Here is an 18802-nt window from a genome sequence, read left to right as displayed (position 1 = left end):
CCGCGGAGCGTCCCAAAGCTGCCGCCAGCGCCTGCGCTCAGAGATCGAGAACCCCCTTCGCCGCCCGCGCGATCACGATTTCCTCGTTGGTTGGGATCACCAGAACGCGGACTTCGCCCGCGCCGATTTCGCGGGCGTTTTCGGCATTGGCGGCCGCGTCGACCCCGACCCCGAGAAAGCCCAGCCCATCGCAGGCCTGAGCGCGCACCCGGGCCGAGTTTTCACCGATCCCGCCGGTGAAGACGATTCCGTCGAGCCCCCCCATCGCCGCCGCCATCGCGCCGATCTGGCGCTTGATGCGGAAACAGAAATAGTCGATCGCCTCTTTTGCACGCGGGTCGTCGGAACCCTCCAGCGTGCGCATGTCATTGGAGATGCCCGACATGCCCAGAAGGCCGGATTCCTTGTAGAGGAGCGAGGAGATTTCCGACGCGCTCATCCCCTCCTGATCCATCATGTAAAGGAGGATACCGGGGTCCAGCTCGCCCGGGCGGGTGCCCATCGGCAGGCCTTCCAGCGCGGAAAACCCCATCGTCGAGGTCACGGATTGGCCATTCTCGATCGCGCACATCGACGCGCCCGAGCCCAGATGCGCCACGATCACCCGGCCCTTGTGCAGCTCGGGCTCGGTGCGGGTCAGTTCGCCATTGATGAAATCATAACTCAACCCGTGAAAGCCGTAGCGGCGCACGCCTTTCTCGTAATAGCGGCGCGGCAGGGCGAAAGTGTCGCTCACGAAGGGGTGGCCGCGATGGAAGGCCGTGTCGTAGCAGGCGACCTGCGGGGTGCCGGGGAAAGTATCGACGGCCGCGCGCACGCCGGCAAGGTTATGCGGCTGATGCAGCGGTGCGAAGGGGGCGAGCTTCGCGAGCTCCTTCATCAGCGGCTCGGACAGGCGCTCGGGCGCGGCATGGTCGATCCCGCCATGCACGATCCGGTGGCCGACCGCGATCACCTCGAGGCCCGGAAAGGCGGATTGGAAAGCCGCGAGCGCGGTGTGCAGCGCCGCCGCGTTGGTCGCGAAATCGTCCGGCGCCGAGGCGGGCAAAGGCAGGGGTGAACCATCGGCCCCTGAGAGCTTCATCGCCGCTTCGCGCCGCCCGATCCGGTCGACATGGCCAAGCGCGAGCGTCTCCAGCCCTTCCGAGAACAGCCCCAGCTTGAGCGAGGACGAGCCGGAATTCAGCGTCAGGATCGCGCGCATCACAGGCGGCTCCCCACGGTGCGGTGGTAATGGATCGAGGCCACGGCGCAGGAGGCCAGCCGCGCCATGCCGCTATCGGAGCGCGAATTCAGGATCACCGGCACTTTCGCCCCCAGAACCAGCCCCGCCCCTTCGGCATGGGAGATATAGGCGAGCTGCTTGGCCAGCATATTGGCCGAGTCGATGCCGGGTGCCACCAGCACCTCGGCGCGGCCCGCCACGGCCGAGCGGATGCCCTTGGTGCGCGCGGCCCCCAGATCGACCGCGTTATCCATCGCGAGTGGCCCATCGACATCGCCACCGGTGATCTGACCGCGCTCGGCCATCTTCGACAGGAGGGCTGCATCGAGCGAGGACGGGATCGCGGGCGTCACGGTCTCGACGGCGGACAGAACGCCCACTTTCGGCACCTCGATCCCGATCGAGATCGCGACGTCGATCGCGTTTTGCACGATATGCACCTTGGTCTCGAGATCGGGCGCGATGTTGATCGCGGCATCGGTGACGATCAGCGGATGCACCACGCCCGGCACATCCATCACGAAGACATGGGTGAAGCGCTTGCCCACCCGCAGCCCGGTATTCTTGTCGAGCATCGGTTTGAGCAGTGCATCGGTGTGCAGGTGCCCCTTCATCACCGCACCCGCGCGACCCTCGTTGACCAGCTGCACCGCCATGCGCGCGGCGTCGCGGGCGGTCTCGGCGGGCAGGATTTCGAACTTGGTCACATCGCGGCCCAGCTCTTTCGCGACAGCCATGATCTTCTCGGGATGGCCGATCAGCAGCGGCTCGATGATCTTGTGCTCGGCGGCGAGGATCGCCCCGTCGAGCGACACCGGCTCTTCGGGGCAGACGACGGCGGTGACCAGATCGGGCAGCGGCTCGGCCTTTTCCAGAAGCTTCTCGAAATGGCGGTGGCGCTGCGAGATCAGGCCGGGCACTTCAAGCGCATCGAATTTCAGGTGTTTCTTCGGTGCGACCACTTCGGCCTCACCCTCGACGATCACCGCGCCGTCGCCGACGCGCGTCACCTCGGTCACCAGCCGCAGAATGCCACCTTCCAGTTTCTCGACCACCTTAACGCGGGCGCAAAGCTCTTCCCCGGCCAGCGCCCTGTCATGAAAACGCAAGCTCTGCGAACGATAGAGCGTGCCCGGACCGGGCAGGAGGTTGCCCAGAACGGCGGTGATCAGCGAGGCCACGAACATGCCAGGCGCATAGGCTTCCTTGACCCCGTCGCCATCGCCATCCTCCGCCTCGAGATGGACCGGGTTGTGATTGCCCGAAGCGGCGGCAAAAACGTAGAAATCGTCGGCGGTGCAGAGCCGCTTGAACTCGGCTGTCTGGCCGACCTCGATTTCCTCCCATTTCCGGCTTTCGAAAATCATCCCTGTCTCCTTCGCGATCCGTTCCTTGCGCAACTCTGCCGAAATCGCGCGCCCCTAGCTAGGCAGGACAACGTTACAAATCCTTGATCCGAGACAAAAACCGCCGACATTTTTTGGCGCCCCTTTCCCTTCGCAAGCGATGCGCCTAATGCTTGGGCGACTTGAAAAAGGGAGAGGCGATATGGCACTGGCGCAGGCATTGGCGGAGCTGGAAACCCTTCTGGGCAAACGACTTGCCACAAGCCAGGCCGAGCGCGACCAGCATGGCCAGTCCGAGACCTGGTTTCCCGCGAGCCCGCCCGATGCGGTCGCCTATCCCGAGAGCACGCAGGAGGTCAGCGAGATCGTGAAGATCTGCGCCACCCATGACGTGCCGATAACCGCCTGGGGCACGGGCACCTCGCTGGAGGGCCACGCGCTGCCGATCCGGGGCGGGATCAGCCTCGACATGATGCGGATGGACAAGGTCGTGGAAGTGCTCGCCGAGGATATGCAGGTACGCGTGCAGCCAGGCGTGACGCGCGAGGCGCTCAATACCGATCTGCGCGCGACGGGGCTGTTCTTCCCGGTCGATCCGGGCGCGAATGCGAGCTTGGGCGGGATGGCGGCGACCCGGGCGAGCGGCACGACGACGGTGCGCTATGGTTCGATGCGCGACAACGTGGCGGGGCTCGAGGTCGTGATGGCCGACGGGCGGATCATCCGCACCGGAAGCCGCGCGAAGAAATCCTCCGCCGGTTACGATCTGACCGCGCTGATGCTGGGCTCGGAAGGGACGCTCGGGATCATCACCGAGCTGACGCTGAAGCTGCATGGCCAGCCCGAGGCGATCTCGTCGGCCGTCTGCGCTTTCGACACACTGGAAGCGGCGGTCGAGACGGTGCAGCTGACGATCCAGATGGGCATCCCGATGGCGCGGATCGAGTTCGTCGACGACTTGACCGCGCAGATCTTCAACGAGGCCAATGGCACGAATTTCCCCGCGAAACCCCATCTGATGATCGAGTTTCACGGCTCGGATAGCGGCGTCGCCGAGGCTTCGGAACGCTTCGGCGAGGTCGTGGCCGAGATGGGCGGGGCCGATTTCCAATGGGCCACGACCACCGAGGACCGCAACCGCCTGTGGAAGATGCGCCACGGCGCCTACCCCGCCTCGATCGCGCATCGGCCCGGCTGCATGGGGCTCGTGACCGATATCTGCGTGCCAATCTCGCGGCTGGCCGAGGCCGTGGCCGAGACCAAGCACGACATCGAAGCCGCAGGCCTGATCGGCCCGGTCGTGGGCCATGTCGGCGACGGGAATTTCCATTCGGTGCTGCTGCTCGACCCCGAAGACCGCGATGAGTTCAAACGCGCCAAAGCGGTCGCGGCAAAGATGGCCGAGCGGGCGCTCGCGATGGGCGGCACGGTGACTGGCGAGCATGGCATCGGCATGGGCAAGATGGGCTATATGCGCGACGAGCATGGCGCGGGCTGGGACGTGATGGGCCAGATCAAGCGCGCGCTCGATCCGCAAAACATTCTCAACCCCGGCAAACTGGTGGAGCAGAACGGATGAGCTTTGACACCCCCGAAGAACTGCCGCGCGCCTTCGCCAAGGCCTGGGGCGCGCGCGACGCGCAGATGCTGGCGGGTTTCTTCGCGCCCGACGCCGATTTCCTCTCTCTCACCGGCGGGATGGCAAGCGGGCGCGAGGACATCGCGGAGCTTCTGGCGGGTGAGCTGGCCGGAGCCTTCTCGCGGGCACGGCTCGTGACCGGCAAGACGAAGCTTCGCCCGGTGGGGCCGGAAGCGGCGGTGATCCTGCAACGTTTCGTGCTGACCGGGATCGTGAATGCCGATGGTTCGGATGCGGGCCGGATCGGCTGCACGCTGGCGGCGACACTGGGGCTCTCGGATGCCGGCTGGGAGATCGTCGCGGCGCAATTCGTGGTGGAAGCCGTCTAAGGAGGGATCGACCGCCCGTCACTGATTGGCGACAATCATGCGTGAGAGAGGGGGCTCTGCCCCCGTCGCCTGACGGCGACTCCCCCGAGATACTTTCATCAAGAAGAAGGGGCGCGTTTTCCCTTGGCGTGATCATGCCGATCGGGGGGCGCAGGCAGGAAAGGATGCGCCTTAGCCCTTGAGCAGATCCTGCGCGGCAGCACGGGCGGCTTCGGTCACTTCCGCGCCCGAGATCATGCGGGCGATCTCGTCAGTGCGCTCGGCCTCGGCAAGCGCGCGGACTTCCGAGGTCGTCATCCCGTCACTGACCGATTTCGCGACGCGGAAATGGGTGGCACCGCGGGCGGCGACCTGCGGGGAATGGGTGACGACAAGCACTTGAGCGCCCTCGGCCAGACGTGCGAGGCGGCGTCCGACCGCATCGGCGGTGGCTCCGCCCACGCCGCGGTCGATCTCGTCGAAGATCAGCGTGAGCGTGTCGGCGCCGCGTGCAAGCACGACCTTGAGCGCCAGAAGGAAGCGCGACAACTCGCCCCCCGAGGCGATCTTGTTCAAGGGGCCCGCCGGGGCGCCGGGGTTGGTCGCGACCGTGAAGCGCACGGTATCGGAACCCTCCGCGCCCGGTTCGCCGTCGCTGATCCGCGTTTCAAACACGGCGCGTTCCATCTTCAGCGGCGCGAGTTCTCCCGCCATCGCGGCGTCGAGTTTGCCAGCGGCTTCCGAACGCGCTTTGGACAGCGCGGCAGCGGCCTTGTCATACTCGGCCCCGGCCTGGCTCAGCGCCGCTTCCAGCGCGCCGATTCCCTCTTCGCCCGCATCCAGCGCTGCGAGTTTCTCGCGCAGCCCGTCGGCGAATGTCCCAAGCTCATCGGCCAGAACGCCATGTTTGCGCGCCAGCGCCCGGATCGCGAAGAGGCGTTCCTCGCAGGCCTCGAGCGCATGTGGATCGAAATCGAGCGCCTCGAGCGCCTCTTCCACCCCCTGCGCCGCCTCGCCCAGTTCCAGAAGCGCGCGTTCGAGCGCCTCGAGCGGCGCATCCAGACGCCCCTCGGCCCGGTCCGCAGCCCCTTGCAGCCAGCGGTCGGCATCGCGCATCGCACCCTCGGCGCCCTCCGGCCCCAAAGCCGAGAACGCCCGCGCCACGTCTTCGCGGATCTTTGCCGCGCCCTGCATCAGGCGGCGCTGGCTGTCGAGTTCGGCTTCCTCGCCGGGTTTCGGATCGAGCTTGTCGAGTTCACCGACGGCATGGCGCAGGAAATCCTCTTCGTCCTTCACCGCCGCCAGCGCGACGCGCGCCGCCTCGAGCTTGCGCGCCGCCGCAGCGCGGGCTTTCCAGGCCGAACGGCTGGCCGCGAGCAGATCGTCATGGCCTGCGAAAAGATCAAGCAGCGCCCGGTGGCCCCGTTCGTTCAGAAGACCCCCGTCATCTTGTTGTCCATGCAGCTCGACCAGCGAGGCGGAGACCTGCCTCAGCACGTCGCCGCTTGCCCGGCGGTCGTTGATCCAGGCGGTCTTGCGTCCGTCGCGCGCATTCACCCGGCGCAAGATCAGCTCGTCGGAGACAGGAATGCCGGCCTCGTCGAGGACAGCGCGTGCGGGATGGCTCCCGGGCAGTTCGAACACCGCCGTGACCTCGCCCTGATCGGCGCCCAGGCGCACCAGCTCGGCCCGCCCGCGCCAGCCCAGCACGAAGCCCAGACAGTCGAGCAGGATCGACTTGCCCGCGCCAGTCTCGCCGGTGAGCACATTGAGGCCGGGGCCGAAATCCAGCTCCAGCCTCTCGATGATCAGAATGTCGCGGATATCCAGCGATCGCAGCATGTCAGGCCGCCGCCCCGGTCAGAGCCACTCGCCGCGGATCACCTGCCGATAGACCTTCGCAAGCCAGCCATTGCCCTTCGCTTCGGGCTTGAGACCGCGCTTTTCGAGCAGGTTGTAGGCATCCTGGTAGAAGGGCGAGGACTGGAAGTTGTGGCCAAGGATCGCACCAGCCGTCTGCGCCTCGTCGGTGATGCCAAGCGCAAGATAGGCCTCGACGAGACGCTCGAGCGCCTCGGGAGTGTGCGACGTGGTCTGGAACTGTTCGACCACGACACGGAAACGGTTGATCGCTGCGGTGTAGTTGCCGCGCTTGAGATAGTAGCGCCCGATCTCCATCTCCTTGCCCGCGAGATGGTCGAAGGCGAGATCGAATTTCAGGATCGCCGACTGGGCATATTCCGAATCCGGGTATTTCTCGATCACGTCGCGCAGCGACTGGAGCGCCTGGAAGGTCAGGCCCTGGTCGCGGCCGACCTCGTCGATCTGATCGTAATAGCTGAGCGCCAGCAGATATTGCGCATAAGCCGCATCCTCATCGCCCGGGTAGGTGTCGAGGAAGCGCTGCGCAGAGGCGCGGGCCTCTTCATATTTCTTGGCGCGGTGCTGGGCATAGGCCTCCATGATCAGCGCGCGCTTGGCCCATTGCGAATAGGGATAGAGACGCTCGACCTCGGAAAAATACTTCAGCGCATCATTGGGGCGACGCGGATTGCCGACTTCGAGCTCGTATTCGCCACGCTCATAGATCTGCTGAGCGGTGAAATTCTCGAGATTCGGAGCGGCATTCGGATCGGGACCGCACGCGGTCAGCGCCGTCACAAGACCAAGAGCCCCGAGTTTCGCTGCCGCCGATTTGCCGCGCGCCATGCCCTGCCCCATCCCTTTTTCGCTGCCGGGAACGCCCCGGGCCCGTCTAATCTCACCCCGTGTTCCGGGGCTGTTCGGGATTTCCTAGCACAGAAAAATCCGGGGCGCAAAATGCGTTTGACGGTTTTCCGGGCGGATTTGGCGTCTACGGGACGCTACCGAACAAGAGCTTGTGTACCCGCCTCAGCGGGGGATGCAAGCTCAGGCGCTTGCCAAGGCTTCGGCGCGGCAAACGCCCGCACCTGGAAGGCTGTAGGCCTGCGCCGGAGAGCAGGTCTCCCAGCACCAGGCATCGGGGCGCTCAAACAGCGCGCGCAGCAGGTTGTTGGTCATCGCGTGCCCCGCCCGATTACCGCGATAACGGCCCAGGATCGGCGCGCCCGCCAGCGCGAGATCCCCAAGCGCATCGAGCATCTTGTGGCGCACCGGTTCGTCGGCATGGCGCAGACCACCGGGGCTCAGAACCTTGTCGCCATCGACGACGACCGCGTTCTCGAAGGTACCGCCAAGGGCCAGACCGTTTTCCTGCATCGCATCGACATCGGCGAGGCGGCAGAAGGTACGGCTGTCCATCAGCTCGCGCACGAAGGCGCCGTTCGCCATTTTCAGGCGCTTGCTCTGCTGGCCAATCGCGGCATCGGTGAAGTCGATCTGGAAATCGATCTCGAGGCTTGCCGCAGGCTCAAGGCGGGCGACAGCCTCGCCGTTGCGCACTTCGACCGGCTTGAGGATGCGGATGGCGCGCAGCTCACCCGCGAGCTGACGCAGACCCGCCTTGCAGAACGCATCCACGAAAGGCGCCGAAGATCCGTCAAGGATCGGCACTTCGCCGGCGTTCAACGCGATCAGCGCATTGTGAATGCCTGCGCCCACGAGCGCGGCCATCAGGTGTTCAATCGTCGAGACCTGGACCCCATCTTCATTCTCGATGAGCGTGCAGAGCGTGGCGTTCGGTACCCGGTCCCAGAGCGCGGGGACACGCGGGTTCACGCCGGTCACGTCAGTACGGCGGAACACGATGCCATGACCAGCGGGGGCGGGATGCACATGCATCTCGACCGGGGCGCCCGAATGGAGCCCAACGCCCGAAAAGGCCACGGATTTGGCAAGCGTCGTCTGCACGATTGACCTCACAACTTTTATCTCTGGCGGTAACGGAATCTCAATTCCCGTTGCCGCAGCCTCAGTTAGTCAGACGCGCCCCGCATCACAATTCACTCTTTGTAACGGAGTGAAACAATGCAGCCCTGTCCGGGCAAAACCTTGCGCAGGGTGCAGCAAGATCATGATTTCAAAAGAAAAAGGGCCGGAAAAATCCGACCCTTCCTCGCGATTTGTGAAGCGATTTTTTCGCTCAGTTCGCCTGACGACGCAGGAAAGCGGGGATCTCGATGCGATCCTGATCGTCGCTCTGCTCGTCGTCATAGGCCTCGGCACGCGGCTGAGCGGCCTGCTGACGCGGGGCCGGCTGCGGCGCGGGTTGGGCTTCAGGATGGCCGTGACCGGTCATCCGGTTGATCAGCGAGTTGATCCCGAAACGCGGCTTCTCGGCCTGCGGCTGAGGCGCCGGTGCGGCCGGACGGCTCGCGGCCATCGGGCGCTGCTGCGGCGCCGCCGGAGCCTTGTTCACCGCGGCTTCAAGGCGACGCAGGGCTTCGGGCGAAGGCGTGCCGGGCTGGCGCGGACGGGGGGCGACATAGGCCGCTTCGTCCTCCACATGCAGCTCGGGCGCCGGTTCGCTTTGCGCACGATAGGCCGGGGGCGGCAGGTCGTCGGCCACTTCCGGAGCGCGCGCTTGCGGCGCCTCGGCGGCGGCACGGGCTGCCGGCGCGTCGAACAGGGTGCGTTCGGTCGTGGGCTGCGGAGCCGGCTGAGCGACAGGTTGGGTCGCATTGATGCTCAGCGCCGGGCCGGGGGCCGGTTGCGGCGCGGGCTGGGGCGCCGGGGCGACCGCAACGGGTTCTTCGCGCACGGGCTGCGGCGCGGGCTCGGGAGCGCGCTCCTGCACCGGCTCGGCGGGCTTCAGCGGCTCGGCAAGCGAGCGGCGCGGCACCGGGATCTCGGTGGTCACGGCCAGCGCGTCGATACCGGTCGCGACGACCGACACGCGCATCGCCCCGTCCATGTCGGGGTCCAGCGTCGAGCCGACGATGATGTTGGCGTCCGGGTCCACTTCCTCGCGGATGCGGTTTGCGGCCTCGTCGAGCTCGAACAGCGTGAGGTCGTAGCCGCCGGTGATGTTGATGAGAACGCCTTTCGCGCCTTTGAGCGAGATCTCGTCGAGCAGCGGGTTCGCGATCGCCTTCTCGGCCGCCTGAACCGCACGGTCCTCGCCGTTGGACTCGCCCGTGCCCATCATCGCCTTGCCCATCTCGTCCATCACGGCGCGGACATCGGCGAAGTCGAGGTTGATGAGGCCCGGACGGACCATCAGGTCGGTCACGCCCTTCACGCCCTGATAGAGCACGTCGTCGGCCATCGCGAAGGCTTCGGTGAAGGTGGTCTTCTCATTCGCCAGACGGAACAGGTTCTGGTTCGGAATGATGATCAGCGTGTCGACAACTTTTTGCAGCGCCTCCAGCCCCTCTTCGGCCTGACGCATCCGCTTGGCGCCTTCGAACTGGAAGGGCTTGGTGACGACGCCGACGGTCAGAACGCCGAGTTCACGCGCGGCCTGCGCGATGATCGGAGCCGCACCCGTTCCGGTGCCGCCGCCCATGCCAGCGGTGATGAAGCACATATGCGCGCCGGCGAGGTGATCCACGATGGTCTCGATGCTCTCTTCGGCAGCGGCCGCACCAACAGAGGGGCGCGCACCAGCGCCGAGGCCTTCGGTAACCTGCGTACCCATCTGAACGCGGGCTTGCGATTTGGACTGCTGGAGCGCCTGGGCATCGGTATTCGCGACGACGAACTCGACCCCTTCAAGCTGCTTCTCGATCATGTTGTTGACCGCGTTGCCGCCCGCGCCGCCAACGCCGAACACGGTGATCCGGGGCTTGAGGTCCTGCTGCTCTGACATCATCAAATTCAACGCCATGTGGTTTGTCCGCCTGTTGTTGCTGCCCGGCCCTGTCCCAGACCGAATTGAATGGAAATTAGACCGATTTTAGCGATGAATCGCCACATCGTCACGCAAAAAACCGCCCCAAACCACAAAATCTGGAGTTCGCTTTTGCGTGACAAGCGGTATTTCGCGCAAGTCTCAGAATATGGTGTTGACCGAGCGGCACCCCTGCCGCCCCTGCGATCGCATTAAGGTCGCATGACAGATGCCTGAGATCGCCTGAATTTCACTTTTTCAACATTTCACCAGTTGTCCCGGAACCAGCGGATGGCCCGGCGCAGCGAGCGCCCGCCCATGGTCTCGGGCGGCATTTCGAAATCCCACCATTCGTCTTGCGGATGGGCCGCGAAGAGCGCCAGCCCGACCACCGAGGAAAACCCCGAACCGGTCGCGGCCTGCGGCGGACCCTGCACGCGCATCGGCCGTCCGAGGCGCACGTTCTGCCCGAGGATTCGGGCCGCGAGACCATCCAGACCGGGGATCTGGCTTGCGCCGCCGGTCAGCACGATCTGCTTGGAGGGCAGGTGTTCGAACCCGGCCCCGTCGAGGATCGCGCGTACATCCTCGAGGATTTCCTCGACGCGCGGGCGCATGATCCCGATCAGCTCGGCACGGCTGATCTGGCGACGGTCCTTTTCCCAATCGCCGGAATTGCCACCCAGCTCGATCATCTCGCGATCATCCATGCCCGTGGCGACAACGCCGCCATGGAAGGTCTTGATCCGCTCGGCCACCGACATCGGCACCTGAAGCCCGGCCGCGATGTCGCGGGTGACATGATCACCACCCAGCCGCACCGCATCGGCATAGATCATGTGTTTCTTCATGAAGATCGACACGCCCGTTGCGCCGCCGCCCATATCCACGCAGGCCGACCCCAGCTCCTGCTCGTCCTCGACGAGGCTGGAGATGCCCGAGACATAGGCCGAGCTTGCGATGCCCGCGAGTTCGAGATCGCAGCGCCGGATGCAATAGATCAGGTTCTGGATTGCCGTTTCCTCGACCGTCAACAGATGCATGTCGACCGCGAGGCGCTGCCCGGCATGGCCACGCGGATCGCCCAGCCCCGAGCGGTGATCCAACGCGAAGTTGACAGGCTGGGCATGAAGCACCTCTCGCCCGGCTCCGATCGGCGGCATGTCACACGCCGCCAGCACGCGGCTCACATCGCATTCGGTGACCTGATCGCCTTGGACCTCGATTTCGCCCGCCAGCCCGTAAGAGCGCGGTTCAGCCCCAGCGAAACAGGCGATCACGTGATCGACGCGGGTATTGGCCATCTTCTGCGCGGCCTGAACGGCCGTGCGGATCGCGCGCTCGGTCTCGGCCATCGCGTCGATCTCGCCAAAACGCACCCCGCGCGAGCGGGTCGTGGCTGCCCCGATCACCCGGACCGCGGCGTGACCGGCCAGCGAACCTTCCTCCTCCGGCCCGTTCGGGCTGTCGAACCGCAGCACGAGGCAGGCGATCTTCGAGGTGCCGATATCGAGAAGCGCGATCACCCCGCGTTGCATCGCGGCCTTGCGCATGTTGCGCATCGCGCGCTGGAACTCGTAGAGATCGGTCATTGCGTGGCCCTCGCTTTGAGAATGTCGGATTGGACGCGGCGGAACTCGGCGAGCGCGGTATCGCTCAGCCGGATCGTCGGGCGGTCCTTGTTGCGGAAATCGATCACAGTGAAATCGCGGGCGAGCAGATCCTCGGCGGTGTTGAGCGCGAGGATCCGGTCAAGCGCCGCAACCGGATCTTTCTCCGGCAACATGATACGCTGGTCATTGTCGAGCACCATGTCCCAGCGCCGCGCGCCCATCCGCTCGAGGCCGCGCAGACGCGGCAGAAGCGGACCGGCATCGGCCATGATCTGGAGCGCTTCGGGCACGGCCTTGTCCGCCCCCTCTCCAGCGATCACGGGCAGATCAGGGCGGGCCTCGCGCGTGAGCAGCGTTGCGACCCGGTGACCGGAATTGTCGAGCATCTCGAGCCCGGTGGGCTTGCGCCACAGGATCGCCGGGACGCGCTCGGTGACATCGGCTTCGAGAATACCGCCCGCGCGGATCACGAGGCTCACATCAGCCACCGCGTCAAGACGGCGGATCGTGTCGCGATAGGCGTCGAGGTCAATATCGAAGCTCGAGGCGGGCAGGCCTGCGGGCATCATCGCGCGCACCGCATGGGCGACTTCGGGGCTCGCGCCTTCGATCTTGAGGATCTTCACCATGAATTCGGGGCGATGCTCGATCGCCTCCTTCACGTCCTGCACCTTGGCGACGAGATCGGCACGGCGGCCCTGATCACCGAGCCAGAGGCCGAGGCCGAGCACCACGACAAAGACCGGAACGCCGATCCGGGTGAAGGCGCGCACAGCGGGTGTCAGCCAGAGCCGCTGAAGCTTGAAGGACAGCCGTGACGGCGCGGGGTCGCGGCGCGGCGTGCGTGCACGCTGATAGACGCGCGGCGCCATGCCAGCGGCGGATCCGCCGCGATGTCCCGAGGCCTCGCTCGGAGGATGCGGGGTCAGCGGTCGCATGAGGCGTCCTCCACCAGCCAGGCGCAAAGCGCGGGGAAGTCGATGCCGCAATGCGCGGCCTGTTCCGGGGCGAGCGAGGTGGGCGTCATCCCCGGCTGGGTGTTGGTCTCAAGGAGTACGAGGCCCGCGAGCCCCCTGCCCTCGTCCCAGCGGAAATCGGTGCGCGACAGGCCCCGGCAGCCCAACACCTGATGGGCGCGCAAGGCGTAATCGAGGCAGGCCTCGGTGATCTCGATCGGAATTTCGGCGGGCAGGACGTGGCGCGAGCCGCCGGGGCGGTATTTCGCGTCATAGTCATACCAGCCCTCGGTGATGATTTCGGTCACACACAGCGCGCGGTCGCCCATCACCGACACGGTCAGCTCGCGGCCCGGCGCGTAGGTCTCGACCATCACTTCGGCGGGCATCGCATCGGAAAGCTTCGGCGGGGCATTCGCCCCGTCCATCACCAGATAGACGCCGACCGAGGAGCCCTCGTTGTTCGGCTTCACGACGTAAGGCGCGGGCAGCACATGGCGCGCCATCACCTCGTCCTTGCCCGCGATCACCGACTGCACGATCGGCAGATCGACGGCGGCATAGGCCTGCTTGGCGCGGGCCTTGTCCATCGCAAGCGCAGACGCGAGCACGCCGGAATGGGTATAGGGGATGCGCAGCCATTCGAGCAGGCCCTGCACGCAGCCATCCTCGCCCCAGCGGCCATGAAGCGCGTTGAAGACGCAATCGGGGCTGGCATCGGCCAGCCTTTGCGGAAGATCCTCTCCCGCGTCGATCTCGATCACTTCGAAACCCGCCGTGCGCAGCGCCTTGACGCATTCGGCCCCCGAGGACAAAGACACCTCCCGCTCCGCGGAAGGGCCGCCCAAAAGAACCGCCACACGATGGGATGCCCTGCTCGACATACCCGCCACTTTCGCCTCATGCGGGGGTTGGCCCCCGTCTTGGAAATCGCGCTTTAGGGCAGAGGTCTTATGCCTCGAATTCTCCTACGCGCATGATTTCCCACTCTAGCGAAATTCCACTCGATTGCACAACCTTTTTGCGCACCTCCTCACCGAGATTTTCGAGGTCCGCGGCGGTAGCATCGCCAGTGTTGATCAGGAAATTGCTGTGTTTTTCGGACATTTGCGCGCCACCGATCCGAGCGCCGCGCATGCCGGCATCGTCGATCACCTTCCACGCCTTCAGCTCATGCGTATCATCGGCGCGACCCGTCGAGGAAAAGCCTGCAGGGTTGCGGAAGGTCGAACCGGCGGTGCGGTCCTTAGTGGGCTGGGTGGCATCGCGCTTGGCGAGTTGCTCGGCCATATGCGCCTCGAGCGCCTCCGGCTCGCCCGCCTCGGCGCGGAAGGTGGCGCTGGTCAGCACCCAGCCCTCAGGCAGATCGGACTGGCGATAGGCGAAGTTCAGATCCTCGGGCGTGAGCGTGACGCGCGCGCCCTCGCGGGTGATCGCACGCGCCTCGATCAGGTGATCGGCGACATAAGAGCCGTAACAGCCCGCATTCATCCGCACTGCGCCGCCGATCGCGCCGGGAATGGTGCGCAGGAAGGTCAGGTCGCGCCCCGCTTGCGCCGCGCGCCTCGCGACATGGGCATCGAGCGCCGCAGCGCCCGCAATCACTGTCTCGCCCTGCACCTCGATCCCGTTGAAGCCGCGCCCGAGCCGGATCACCACCGCCCGGATCCCGCCATCGCGCACGATCAGGTTGGAGCCGACGCCCATCGGGAAGACCGGGACGTTCTCGGGCAAGCCCTTCAGGAAGGCCGCGAGGTCGTCCTCATCGGCAGGCTGGAACAGCCAGTCGGCCGGGCCGCCGACACGCAGCCAGGTCAGATCGGCCAGCGGCCGGTTCGGCGTCAGCGCGCCGCGCGGGGTATAGCTCGAAGGGCAATCACTCATGGCGTTTCTCGTATCCCCGTGGGCGGCTCAGGGCAAGCGGAGGCTCACTCGCCAGCGTGATCGCGCGGGCCGCGCAGGGCGCGAAAGAGGTAGATCACCGGCCAGCGCAGGACCGACATGCCACCCGCCAGCGCAATCAGCCCCAGCAGCGGGCCGTTCTCATAGGTCACCCAGCCCACAAGCGGCACGCCAAGCGCGATCAGCACCCAGGCTGCGGGCCAGTGGAACCGTTGCGGGCCAAGCGCGATGCCCGTGGCAAGCAGCGCCCAAACACAGGCGAGGAGCAGCGAAATCGTCATGCGAAACCTCCCAGGGCGGCGATCAAAGCGGCGCCCGCGAAACTCGCGCCCAGCACCGGCACCGCCATCGGCACGCGGAACGGCGCGAAGGCGGAGCGGCGCTTAAGCACGATGAGCGCAAGATTGACAAGCAGAAAGACGCCAAGCAGCACCATCGCGCTTGCACCTGCCAATTGCTCGACCGGTGCCGAGAGCGCAAGCGCGATCATCCCCGCGCCGGACAGAACCGTTGCCAGAACCGGCGTGCCAAGACGGGGATGGGCGGCATGAAAGACGCTCAGCGCCGGCGCGCGCCGTCCCAACCCGTAGAGCACCCGCGCCGCCATCACCACCTGCGCCAGCACCCCGTTCAGCGCCGCCGCCACCGCGATAGCGGCCAGCAGCTGCGGCCCATGCCCCGCCGATTGCCAGACAAGGGCCAGCGGTTGTTCGGAGGCGCTCAGCTCGGCCAGGGGCACGGCACGTACTGCCGCCCACGAGACGCCGAGATAAAGCACCGTGGTGATCGCCAGTGCGCCGAGGATCGCGCGCGGCATGTCATGTGTCGGATTGCGCATTTCCTCGGACATGTTCACCATGTCCTCGAAGCCGATGAAGGCGAAGAAAGCCAGCGATGCGGCAGCCGCGATGCCCGGCCAATGAGGTGTGGGCAATGGGCTCAGATCCGGGCTCGGTTCGACCGAAAATCCGGCCCAGATCACCAGAGCCAGCCCCGTCACCTCGATCAAGGTCAGCACCGCGGCAAAACTCACGGATTCCAGCACGCCAAGACACGCCACCCCGATCAGTGCGAGGCCGAGCCCCACCATCACGACCTCGTTCGGAAGGGGCAGAAGCAAAGTCAGATAGCCCGCGCCCCCGCGCAGCACCGCCGCCGCCGAGATCGTTCCCGCCGCCACGATGCCAAGCCCCACGAGAACGCCAAGCGCATGGCTGCCCAGACCTTCCTCGACATAGGCGGCCTCGCCGGCGGCTTCGGGAATACGCGAAGACAGCTCGGCATAGGAAAGCGCAGAGGGGGTCGCGATCAGCCCCGCCAGCGCGAAAGCCAGCGGCGCCCAGATCCCGGCCTGCGCAGCCACCGCGCCGACGAGGACATAGATCCCCGCACCCACCATGACGCCGACCCCGTATCCGATCATCAGAACAGGCCCGAGGCGACGTTTCAGATGGGTCTCGCTGCGCATGACGCGGCATCCCTTGCCCAATCGCTCGACGTGGCAGCGCCGCAGTTGTGTTTTCCGCCGGGACGCGCCCGGCGCCCGCTCAGCCCCCCAGCTTCGCGGGCAGATTGTTCGCCCAGGTCGAGATCGTCCCCGCCCCGAGGCAGACCACGATATCGCCGGGCCGCGCCTGTTCGCGCACCAACCGGGCCAGATCTTCTTCCGAGATGATGGCACGCGCATGACGATGGCCATGCGCGATCAGCCCGGCCACGAGATCATCGCGGCTCGCGCCCTCGATCGGTTCCTCGCCCGCCGAAAAGACCTCGGCGATGGCGACCACATCGGCCTCGTTGAAGCAGGTGCAGAAATCGTCGAACAGCGAATGCAGGCGCGAATAGCGGTGCGGCTGATGCACCGCGATCACCCGCGCGCCGGGTTGCACCGCCTGACGCGCGGCTTTCAGAACGGCCGCGATCTCGACCGGATGGTGGCCGTAATCGTCGATGATCGTGACGCCGCCCAGAACCTCGCCCACCTTGGTGAAGCGCCGGTTCACGCCGCCGAAATTCGCCAGCGCCTCGCGGATCTCGTCTTTCTTCATGCCCAGATGGCGCGCGACGGCGACGGCGGCCAGCGCGTTCGAGACGTTGTGATCGCCCGGCATCGGCAGCGTGCAGCCCTCGATCACCGGCTTGTCCTCTTCGCCCTGCAGCGCGATGTCGAAATGCGCGACACCCGCCTCGTAGCGCAGGTTCAGCGCGCGCACATCGGCCTGCGCGTTGAAGCCGAAGGTCACGACGCGGCGATCGTTGAGCTTGCCCACCAGCGTCTGCACCTCGGGGTGATCGGTGCAGCAGACCGCGAGCCCGTAGAACGGGATGTTCGAGACGAAATCGTAGAACCCTTTGCGCAGCGCGTCGAAGGAGTGCCAGTGCTCCATATGCTCGGGGTCGATATTGGTGACGATGGCGATCGTCGCGGGCAGTCGGTTGAACGAGCCGTCGCTCTCGTCGGCCTCGACCACCATCCATTCGCCCGCGCCCGCGCGTGCGTTCGAGCCATAGGCGTGGATGATCCCGCCATTGATGACGGTCGGGTCGAAATTGCCCTTGTCCAGAAGCGTCGCCACCATCGTCGTCGTGGTGGTTTTCCCATGCGTGCCCGCGATCGCAATGTTCGACTTGAGCCGCATCAGCTCGGCCAGCATCTCGGCGCGGCGCACGACCGGGAGGCCGCGACGGCGCGCTTCTTCCAGTTCCGGATTGCCCGGCTTGATCGCGGTGGAGATCACCACCACTGCCGCCTCGCCGATATTCTCGGCGCGCTGGCCTTCGAAGATGGTCGCGCCCAGTTTCGCCAGACGGTCGGTGATCTTCGAGGCTTTCGCATCCGAGCCCTGCACCGTGAAGCCTTGGGTCATCAGGACTTCCGCGATGCCCGACATGCCGATCCCGCCGATGCCGACGAAATGGATGGGGCCGAGTTCTCCGGGCAGTTTGGTCGCGTTCATTTATTCTTTCCTGCTAGGTCTTCGACGAGGGCAACAAGCCGATCGGTGGCGTCGGGCACCCCGTAGGACAGGGCGGCGCGCGACATCTGCAACGCGCCATGGGGGTTGTCCAGCACCAGTGAGATCTGTTCCGCGAGGCTCTCGGGCGAGAGCTGGCTTTCGGGGATCACGATCGCGCCCCCTGCCTGAGCCAGTCCGCGCGCGTTGGCGCTCTGGTGATCGCCTGCGGCAGCCGCGTAAGGGATCAGGATCGCGGGACGGCCGATGATCGAGATATCGGCAACCGACGAGGCGCCTGCGCGCGAGATTACCAGCTGGCATTCGCTTAGACGGCGCGGCACGTCGTTGAAGAAGGGTTCGACCTCGGCCGTGATGCCCGCTTCTTCATAGGCGGCCACGACCCGGTCGAGGTCTTCGGGGCGCGCCTGATGGGCGACGCGCAGATTGGCGCGGGCACGCTCGGGCAGGCTCGCAAGCGCCGCCGGGACCGTGTCCGACAAGATCCGCGCGCCCTGAGAGCCGCCGATCACGAGGACCGACATCGGATAATCGCCGGGAGGGATATAGGCGGCGCCGGCGCGCTCCAGCACGGCGGCGCGCACCGGATTGCCGGTATGCTCGCCCTGCACGCCCTCGGGCAGATCGGTCGGCCAGGTGCCGCAGGCAAACCGGTTCACCTTCTTCGCGAAGACCCGGTTCACCTTGCCCATGATGCCGTTCTGTTCATGGATCGCGCGCGGGATGCCGAGGAACACGGCCGAGGAGAGCGCCGGGATCGTCGGGTAGCCGCCGAAGCCCACCACGACGCTCGGCTTGTCCGAGAGATTGCGCCCGATGGCCGAGGCCATGCCGCCCAGGATCTTGAACGGCACGCCCAGCTTGCCGAGCGCACCGCCGCGCGCAAACGTCGCCGAAGCCACCTGCTCGACCGTCACCACATGTGGAAAGCCGCCCGCGTAGCGCGCCCCGCGCGCGTCGGTGGACAGCTTCACCCGCCAACCGCGGCGCACCATCGCCTCGGCCAGCGCCTGCGCGGGGAACATATGCCCGCCCGTGCCGCCCGCGGCGATCAGAAGTAGCGGGGTCGTGTCCTTGGCCATATCC

Annotated in this window: 16 protein-coding genes; 2 read left to right on the top strand and 14 right to left on the bottom strand. The window is 66.1% G+C overall.

What is annotated here, in order from left to right; genetic code table 11:
- Positions 1-37: 37 nt before the first annotated feature.
- Both TP2_RS15700 and TP2_RS15695 read right to left on the bottom strand, forming a co-directional pair.
- The gene (locus TP2_RS15700; protein ID WP_038079438.1) at positions 38-1204 is read right to left on the bottom strand and encodes an acetate/propionate family kinase; all 1167 of its coding nucleotides are present in this window, start codon (positions 1202-1204) and stop codon (positions 38-40) included.
- Positions 1204-2592 carry a bifunctional enoyl-CoA hydratase/phosphate acetyltransferase gene (locus TP2_RS15695; RefSeq protein WP_038079436.1) on the bottom strand — a complete coding sequence of 463 codons (1389 nt, stop codon included), beginning with the start codon at positions 2590-2592 and terminating at the stop codon, positions 1204-1206. Before TP2_RS15695 ends, TP2_RS15700 begins: the two co-directional genes overlap by 1 nt.
- A gap of 181 nt (positions 2593-2773) precedes the next feature.
- Between TP2_RS15695 and TP2_RS15690 the strand changes: the two genes are divergently transcribed.
- Both TP2_RS15690 and TP2_RS15685 read left to right on the top strand, forming a co-directional pair.
- Positions 2774-4150: an FAD-binding oxidoreductase gene (locus TP2_RS15690; protein ID WP_038079434.1), complete on the top strand. Its 1377-nt coding sequence runs from the start codon at positions 2774-2776 to the stop codon at positions 4148-4150.
- Positions 4147-4539 carry an SgcJ/EcaC family oxidoreductase gene (locus TP2_RS15685; protein ID WP_038079430.1) on the top strand — a complete coding sequence of 131 codons (393 nt, stop codon included), beginning with the start codon at positions 4147-4149 and terminating at the stop codon, positions 4537-4539. Before TP2_RS15690 ends, TP2_RS15685 begins: the two co-directional genes overlap by 4 nt.
- Positions 4540-4710: 171 nt before the next feature.
- On the opposite strand, the gene recN is transcribed toward TP2_RS15685, so the two are convergent.
- The 12 genes from recN to TP2_RS15625 form a co-directional block, all read right to left on the bottom strand.
- The gene (recN, locus tag TP2_RS15680; protein ID WP_038079429.1) at positions 4711-6360 is read right to left on the bottom strand and encodes a DNA repair protein RecN; all 1650 of its coding nucleotides are present in this window, start codon (positions 6358-6360) and stop codon (positions 4711-4713) included.
- An 18-nt stretch (positions 6361-6378) separates the two neighbouring features.
- A complete protein-coding gene (locus TP2_RS15675) occupies positions 6379-7227 on the bottom strand; it encodes an outer membrane protein assembly factor BamD (RefSeq protein ID WP_038079427.1) in 849 nt (282 codons plus the stop codon).
- Positions 7228-7428: 201 nt separating this feature from the next.
- A complete protein-coding gene (gene lpxC / locus TP2_RS15670) occupies positions 7429-8349 on the bottom strand; it encodes a UDP-3-O-acyl-N-acetylglucosamine deacetylase (protein WP_038079424.1) in 921 nt (306 codons plus the stop codon).
- Positions 8350-8581: 232 nt separating this feature from the next.
- The gene (gene ftsZ / locus TP2_RS15665; protein WP_038079420.1) at positions 8582-10267 is read right to left on the bottom strand and encodes a cell division protein FtsZ; all 1686 of its coding nucleotides are present in this window, start codon (positions 10265-10267) and stop codon (positions 8582-8584) included.
- 269 nt (positions 10268-10536) lie between these two features.
- The gene (ftsA, locus tag TP2_RS15660) at positions 10537-11862 is read right to left on the bottom strand and encodes a cell division protein FtsA (protein WP_038079419.1); all 1326 of its coding nucleotides are present in this window, start codon (positions 11860-11862) and stop codon (positions 10537-10539) included.
- Entirely contained in the window at positions 11859-12821 is a 963-nt protein-coding gene (locus tag TP2_RS15655; RefSeq protein WP_051692726.1) for a cell division protein FtsQ/DivIB, read from the bottom strand. The genes ftsA and TP2_RS15655 overlap by 4 nt, the downstream gene beginning before the upstream one ends.
- Entirely contained in the window at positions 12809-13732 is a 924-nt protein-coding gene (locus TP2_RS15650; protein ID WP_084714372.1) for a D-alanine--D-alanine ligase, read from the bottom strand. Before TP2_RS15650 ends, TP2_RS15655 begins: the two co-directional genes overlap by 13 nt.
- Positions 13733-13790: 58 nt before the next feature.
- Positions 13791-14723, bottom strand: coding sequence for a UDP-N-acetylmuramate dehydrogenase (murB, locus tag TP2_RS15645; RefSeq protein ID WP_038079416.1), 933 nt, complete (start codon positions 14721-14723; stop codon positions 13791-13793).
- A 44-nt stretch (positions 14724-14767) separates the two neighbouring features.
- Entirely contained in the window at positions 14768-15022 is a 255-nt protein-coding gene (locus TP2_RS15640) for a DUF2484 family protein (protein ID WP_038079415.1), read from the bottom strand.
- Positions 15019-16209: an APC family permease gene (locus tag TP2_RS15635; protein WP_038079413.1), complete on the bottom strand. Its 1191-nt coding sequence runs from the start codon at positions 16207-16209 to the stop codon at positions 15019-15021. Before TP2_RS15635 ends, TP2_RS15640 begins: the two co-directional genes overlap by 4 nt.
- A gap of 79 nt (positions 16210-16288) precedes the next feature.
- Positions 16289-17698 (bottom strand): UDP-N-acetylmuramate--L-alanine ligase, encoded by a 1410-nt coding sequence (gene murC, locus TP2_RS15630; RefSeq protein WP_038079410.1) that lies wholly within the window; start codon positions 17696-17698, stop codon positions 16289-16291.
- A complete protein-coding gene (locus TP2_RS15625) occupies positions 17695-18798 on the bottom strand; it encodes a UDP-N-acetylglucosamine--N-acetylmuramyl-(pentapeptide) pyrophosphoryl-undecaprenol N-acetylglucosamine transferase (RefSeq protein WP_038079408.1) in 1104 nt (367 codons plus the stop codon). Before TP2_RS15625 ends, murC begins: the two co-directional genes overlap by 4 nt.
- Between the last annotated feature and the right edge of the window lie 4 nt (positions 18799-18802).

The organism is Thioclava pacifica DSM 10166 (assembly GCF_000714535.1).
GTDB lineage: Bacteria > Pseudomonadota > Alphaproteobacteria > Rhodobacterales > Rhodobacteraceae > Thioclava > Thioclava pacifica.
The sequence above is the reverse complement of the archived record's forward strand: the minus strand, read 5'-3'. Positions and strand labels throughout refer to the sequence as shown.

Excerpts from the sequence above, each read along its gene's own strand:
- recN (WP_038079429.1), bottom strand. The coding sequence starts at position 6,360 with ATGCTGCGATCGCTGGATATCCGCGACATTCTGATCATCGAGAGGCTG.
- TP2_RS15675 (WP_038079427.1), bottom strand. The coding sequence starts at position 7,227 with ATGGCGCGCGGCAAATCGGCGGCAGCGAAACTCGGGGCTCTTGGTCTT.
- murB (WP_038079416.1), bottom strand. The coding sequence starts at position 14,723 with ATGAGTGATTGCCCTTCGAGCTATACCCCGCGCGGCGCGCTGACGCCG.
- TP2_RS15695 (WP_038079436.1), bottom strand. The coding sequence starts at position 2,592 with ATGATTTTCGAAAGCCGGAAATGGGAGGAAATCGAGGTCGGCCAGACA.
- TP2_RS15655 (WP_051692726.1), bottom strand. The coding sequence starts at position 12,821 with ATGCGACCGCTGACCCCGCATCCTCCGAGCGAGGCCTCGGGACATCGC.
- TP2_RS15690 (WP_038079434.1), top strand. The coding sequence starts at position 2,774 with ATGGCACTGGCGCAGGCATTGGCGGAGCTGGAAACCCTTCTGGGCAAA.
- TP2_RS15635 (WP_038079413.1), bottom strand. The coding sequence starts at position 16,209 with ATGCGCAGCGAGACCCATCTGAAACGTCGCCTCGGGCCTGTTCTGATG.
- TP2_RS15685 (WP_038079430.1), top strand. The coding sequence starts at position 4,147 with ATGAGCTTTGACACCCCCGAAGAACTGCCGCGCGCCTTCGCCAAGGCC.
- TP2_RS15625 (WP_038079408.1), bottom strand. The coding sequence starts at position 18,798 with ATGGCCAAGGACACGACCCCGCTACTTCTGATCGCCGCGGGCGGCACG.
- ftsZ (WP_038079420.1), bottom strand. The coding sequence starts at position 10,267 with ATGGCGTTGAATTTGATGATGTCAGAGCAGCAGGACCTCAAGCCCCGG.
- ftsA (WP_038079419.1), bottom strand. The coding sequence starts at position 11,862 with ATGACCGATCTCTACGAGTTCCAGCGCGCGATGCGCAACATGCGCAAG.
- TP2_RS15640 (WP_038079415.1), bottom strand. The coding sequence starts at position 15,022 with ATGACGATTTCGCTGCTCCTCGCCTGTGTTTGGGCGCTGCTTGCCACG.
- TP2_RS15700 (WP_038079438.1), bottom strand. The coding sequence starts at position 1,204 with ATGCGCGCGATCCTGACGCTGAATTCCGGCTCGTCCTCGCTCAAGCTG.
- murC (WP_038079410.1), bottom strand. The coding sequence starts at position 17,698 with ATGAACGCGACCAAACTGCCCGGAGAACTCGGCCCCATCCATTTCGTC.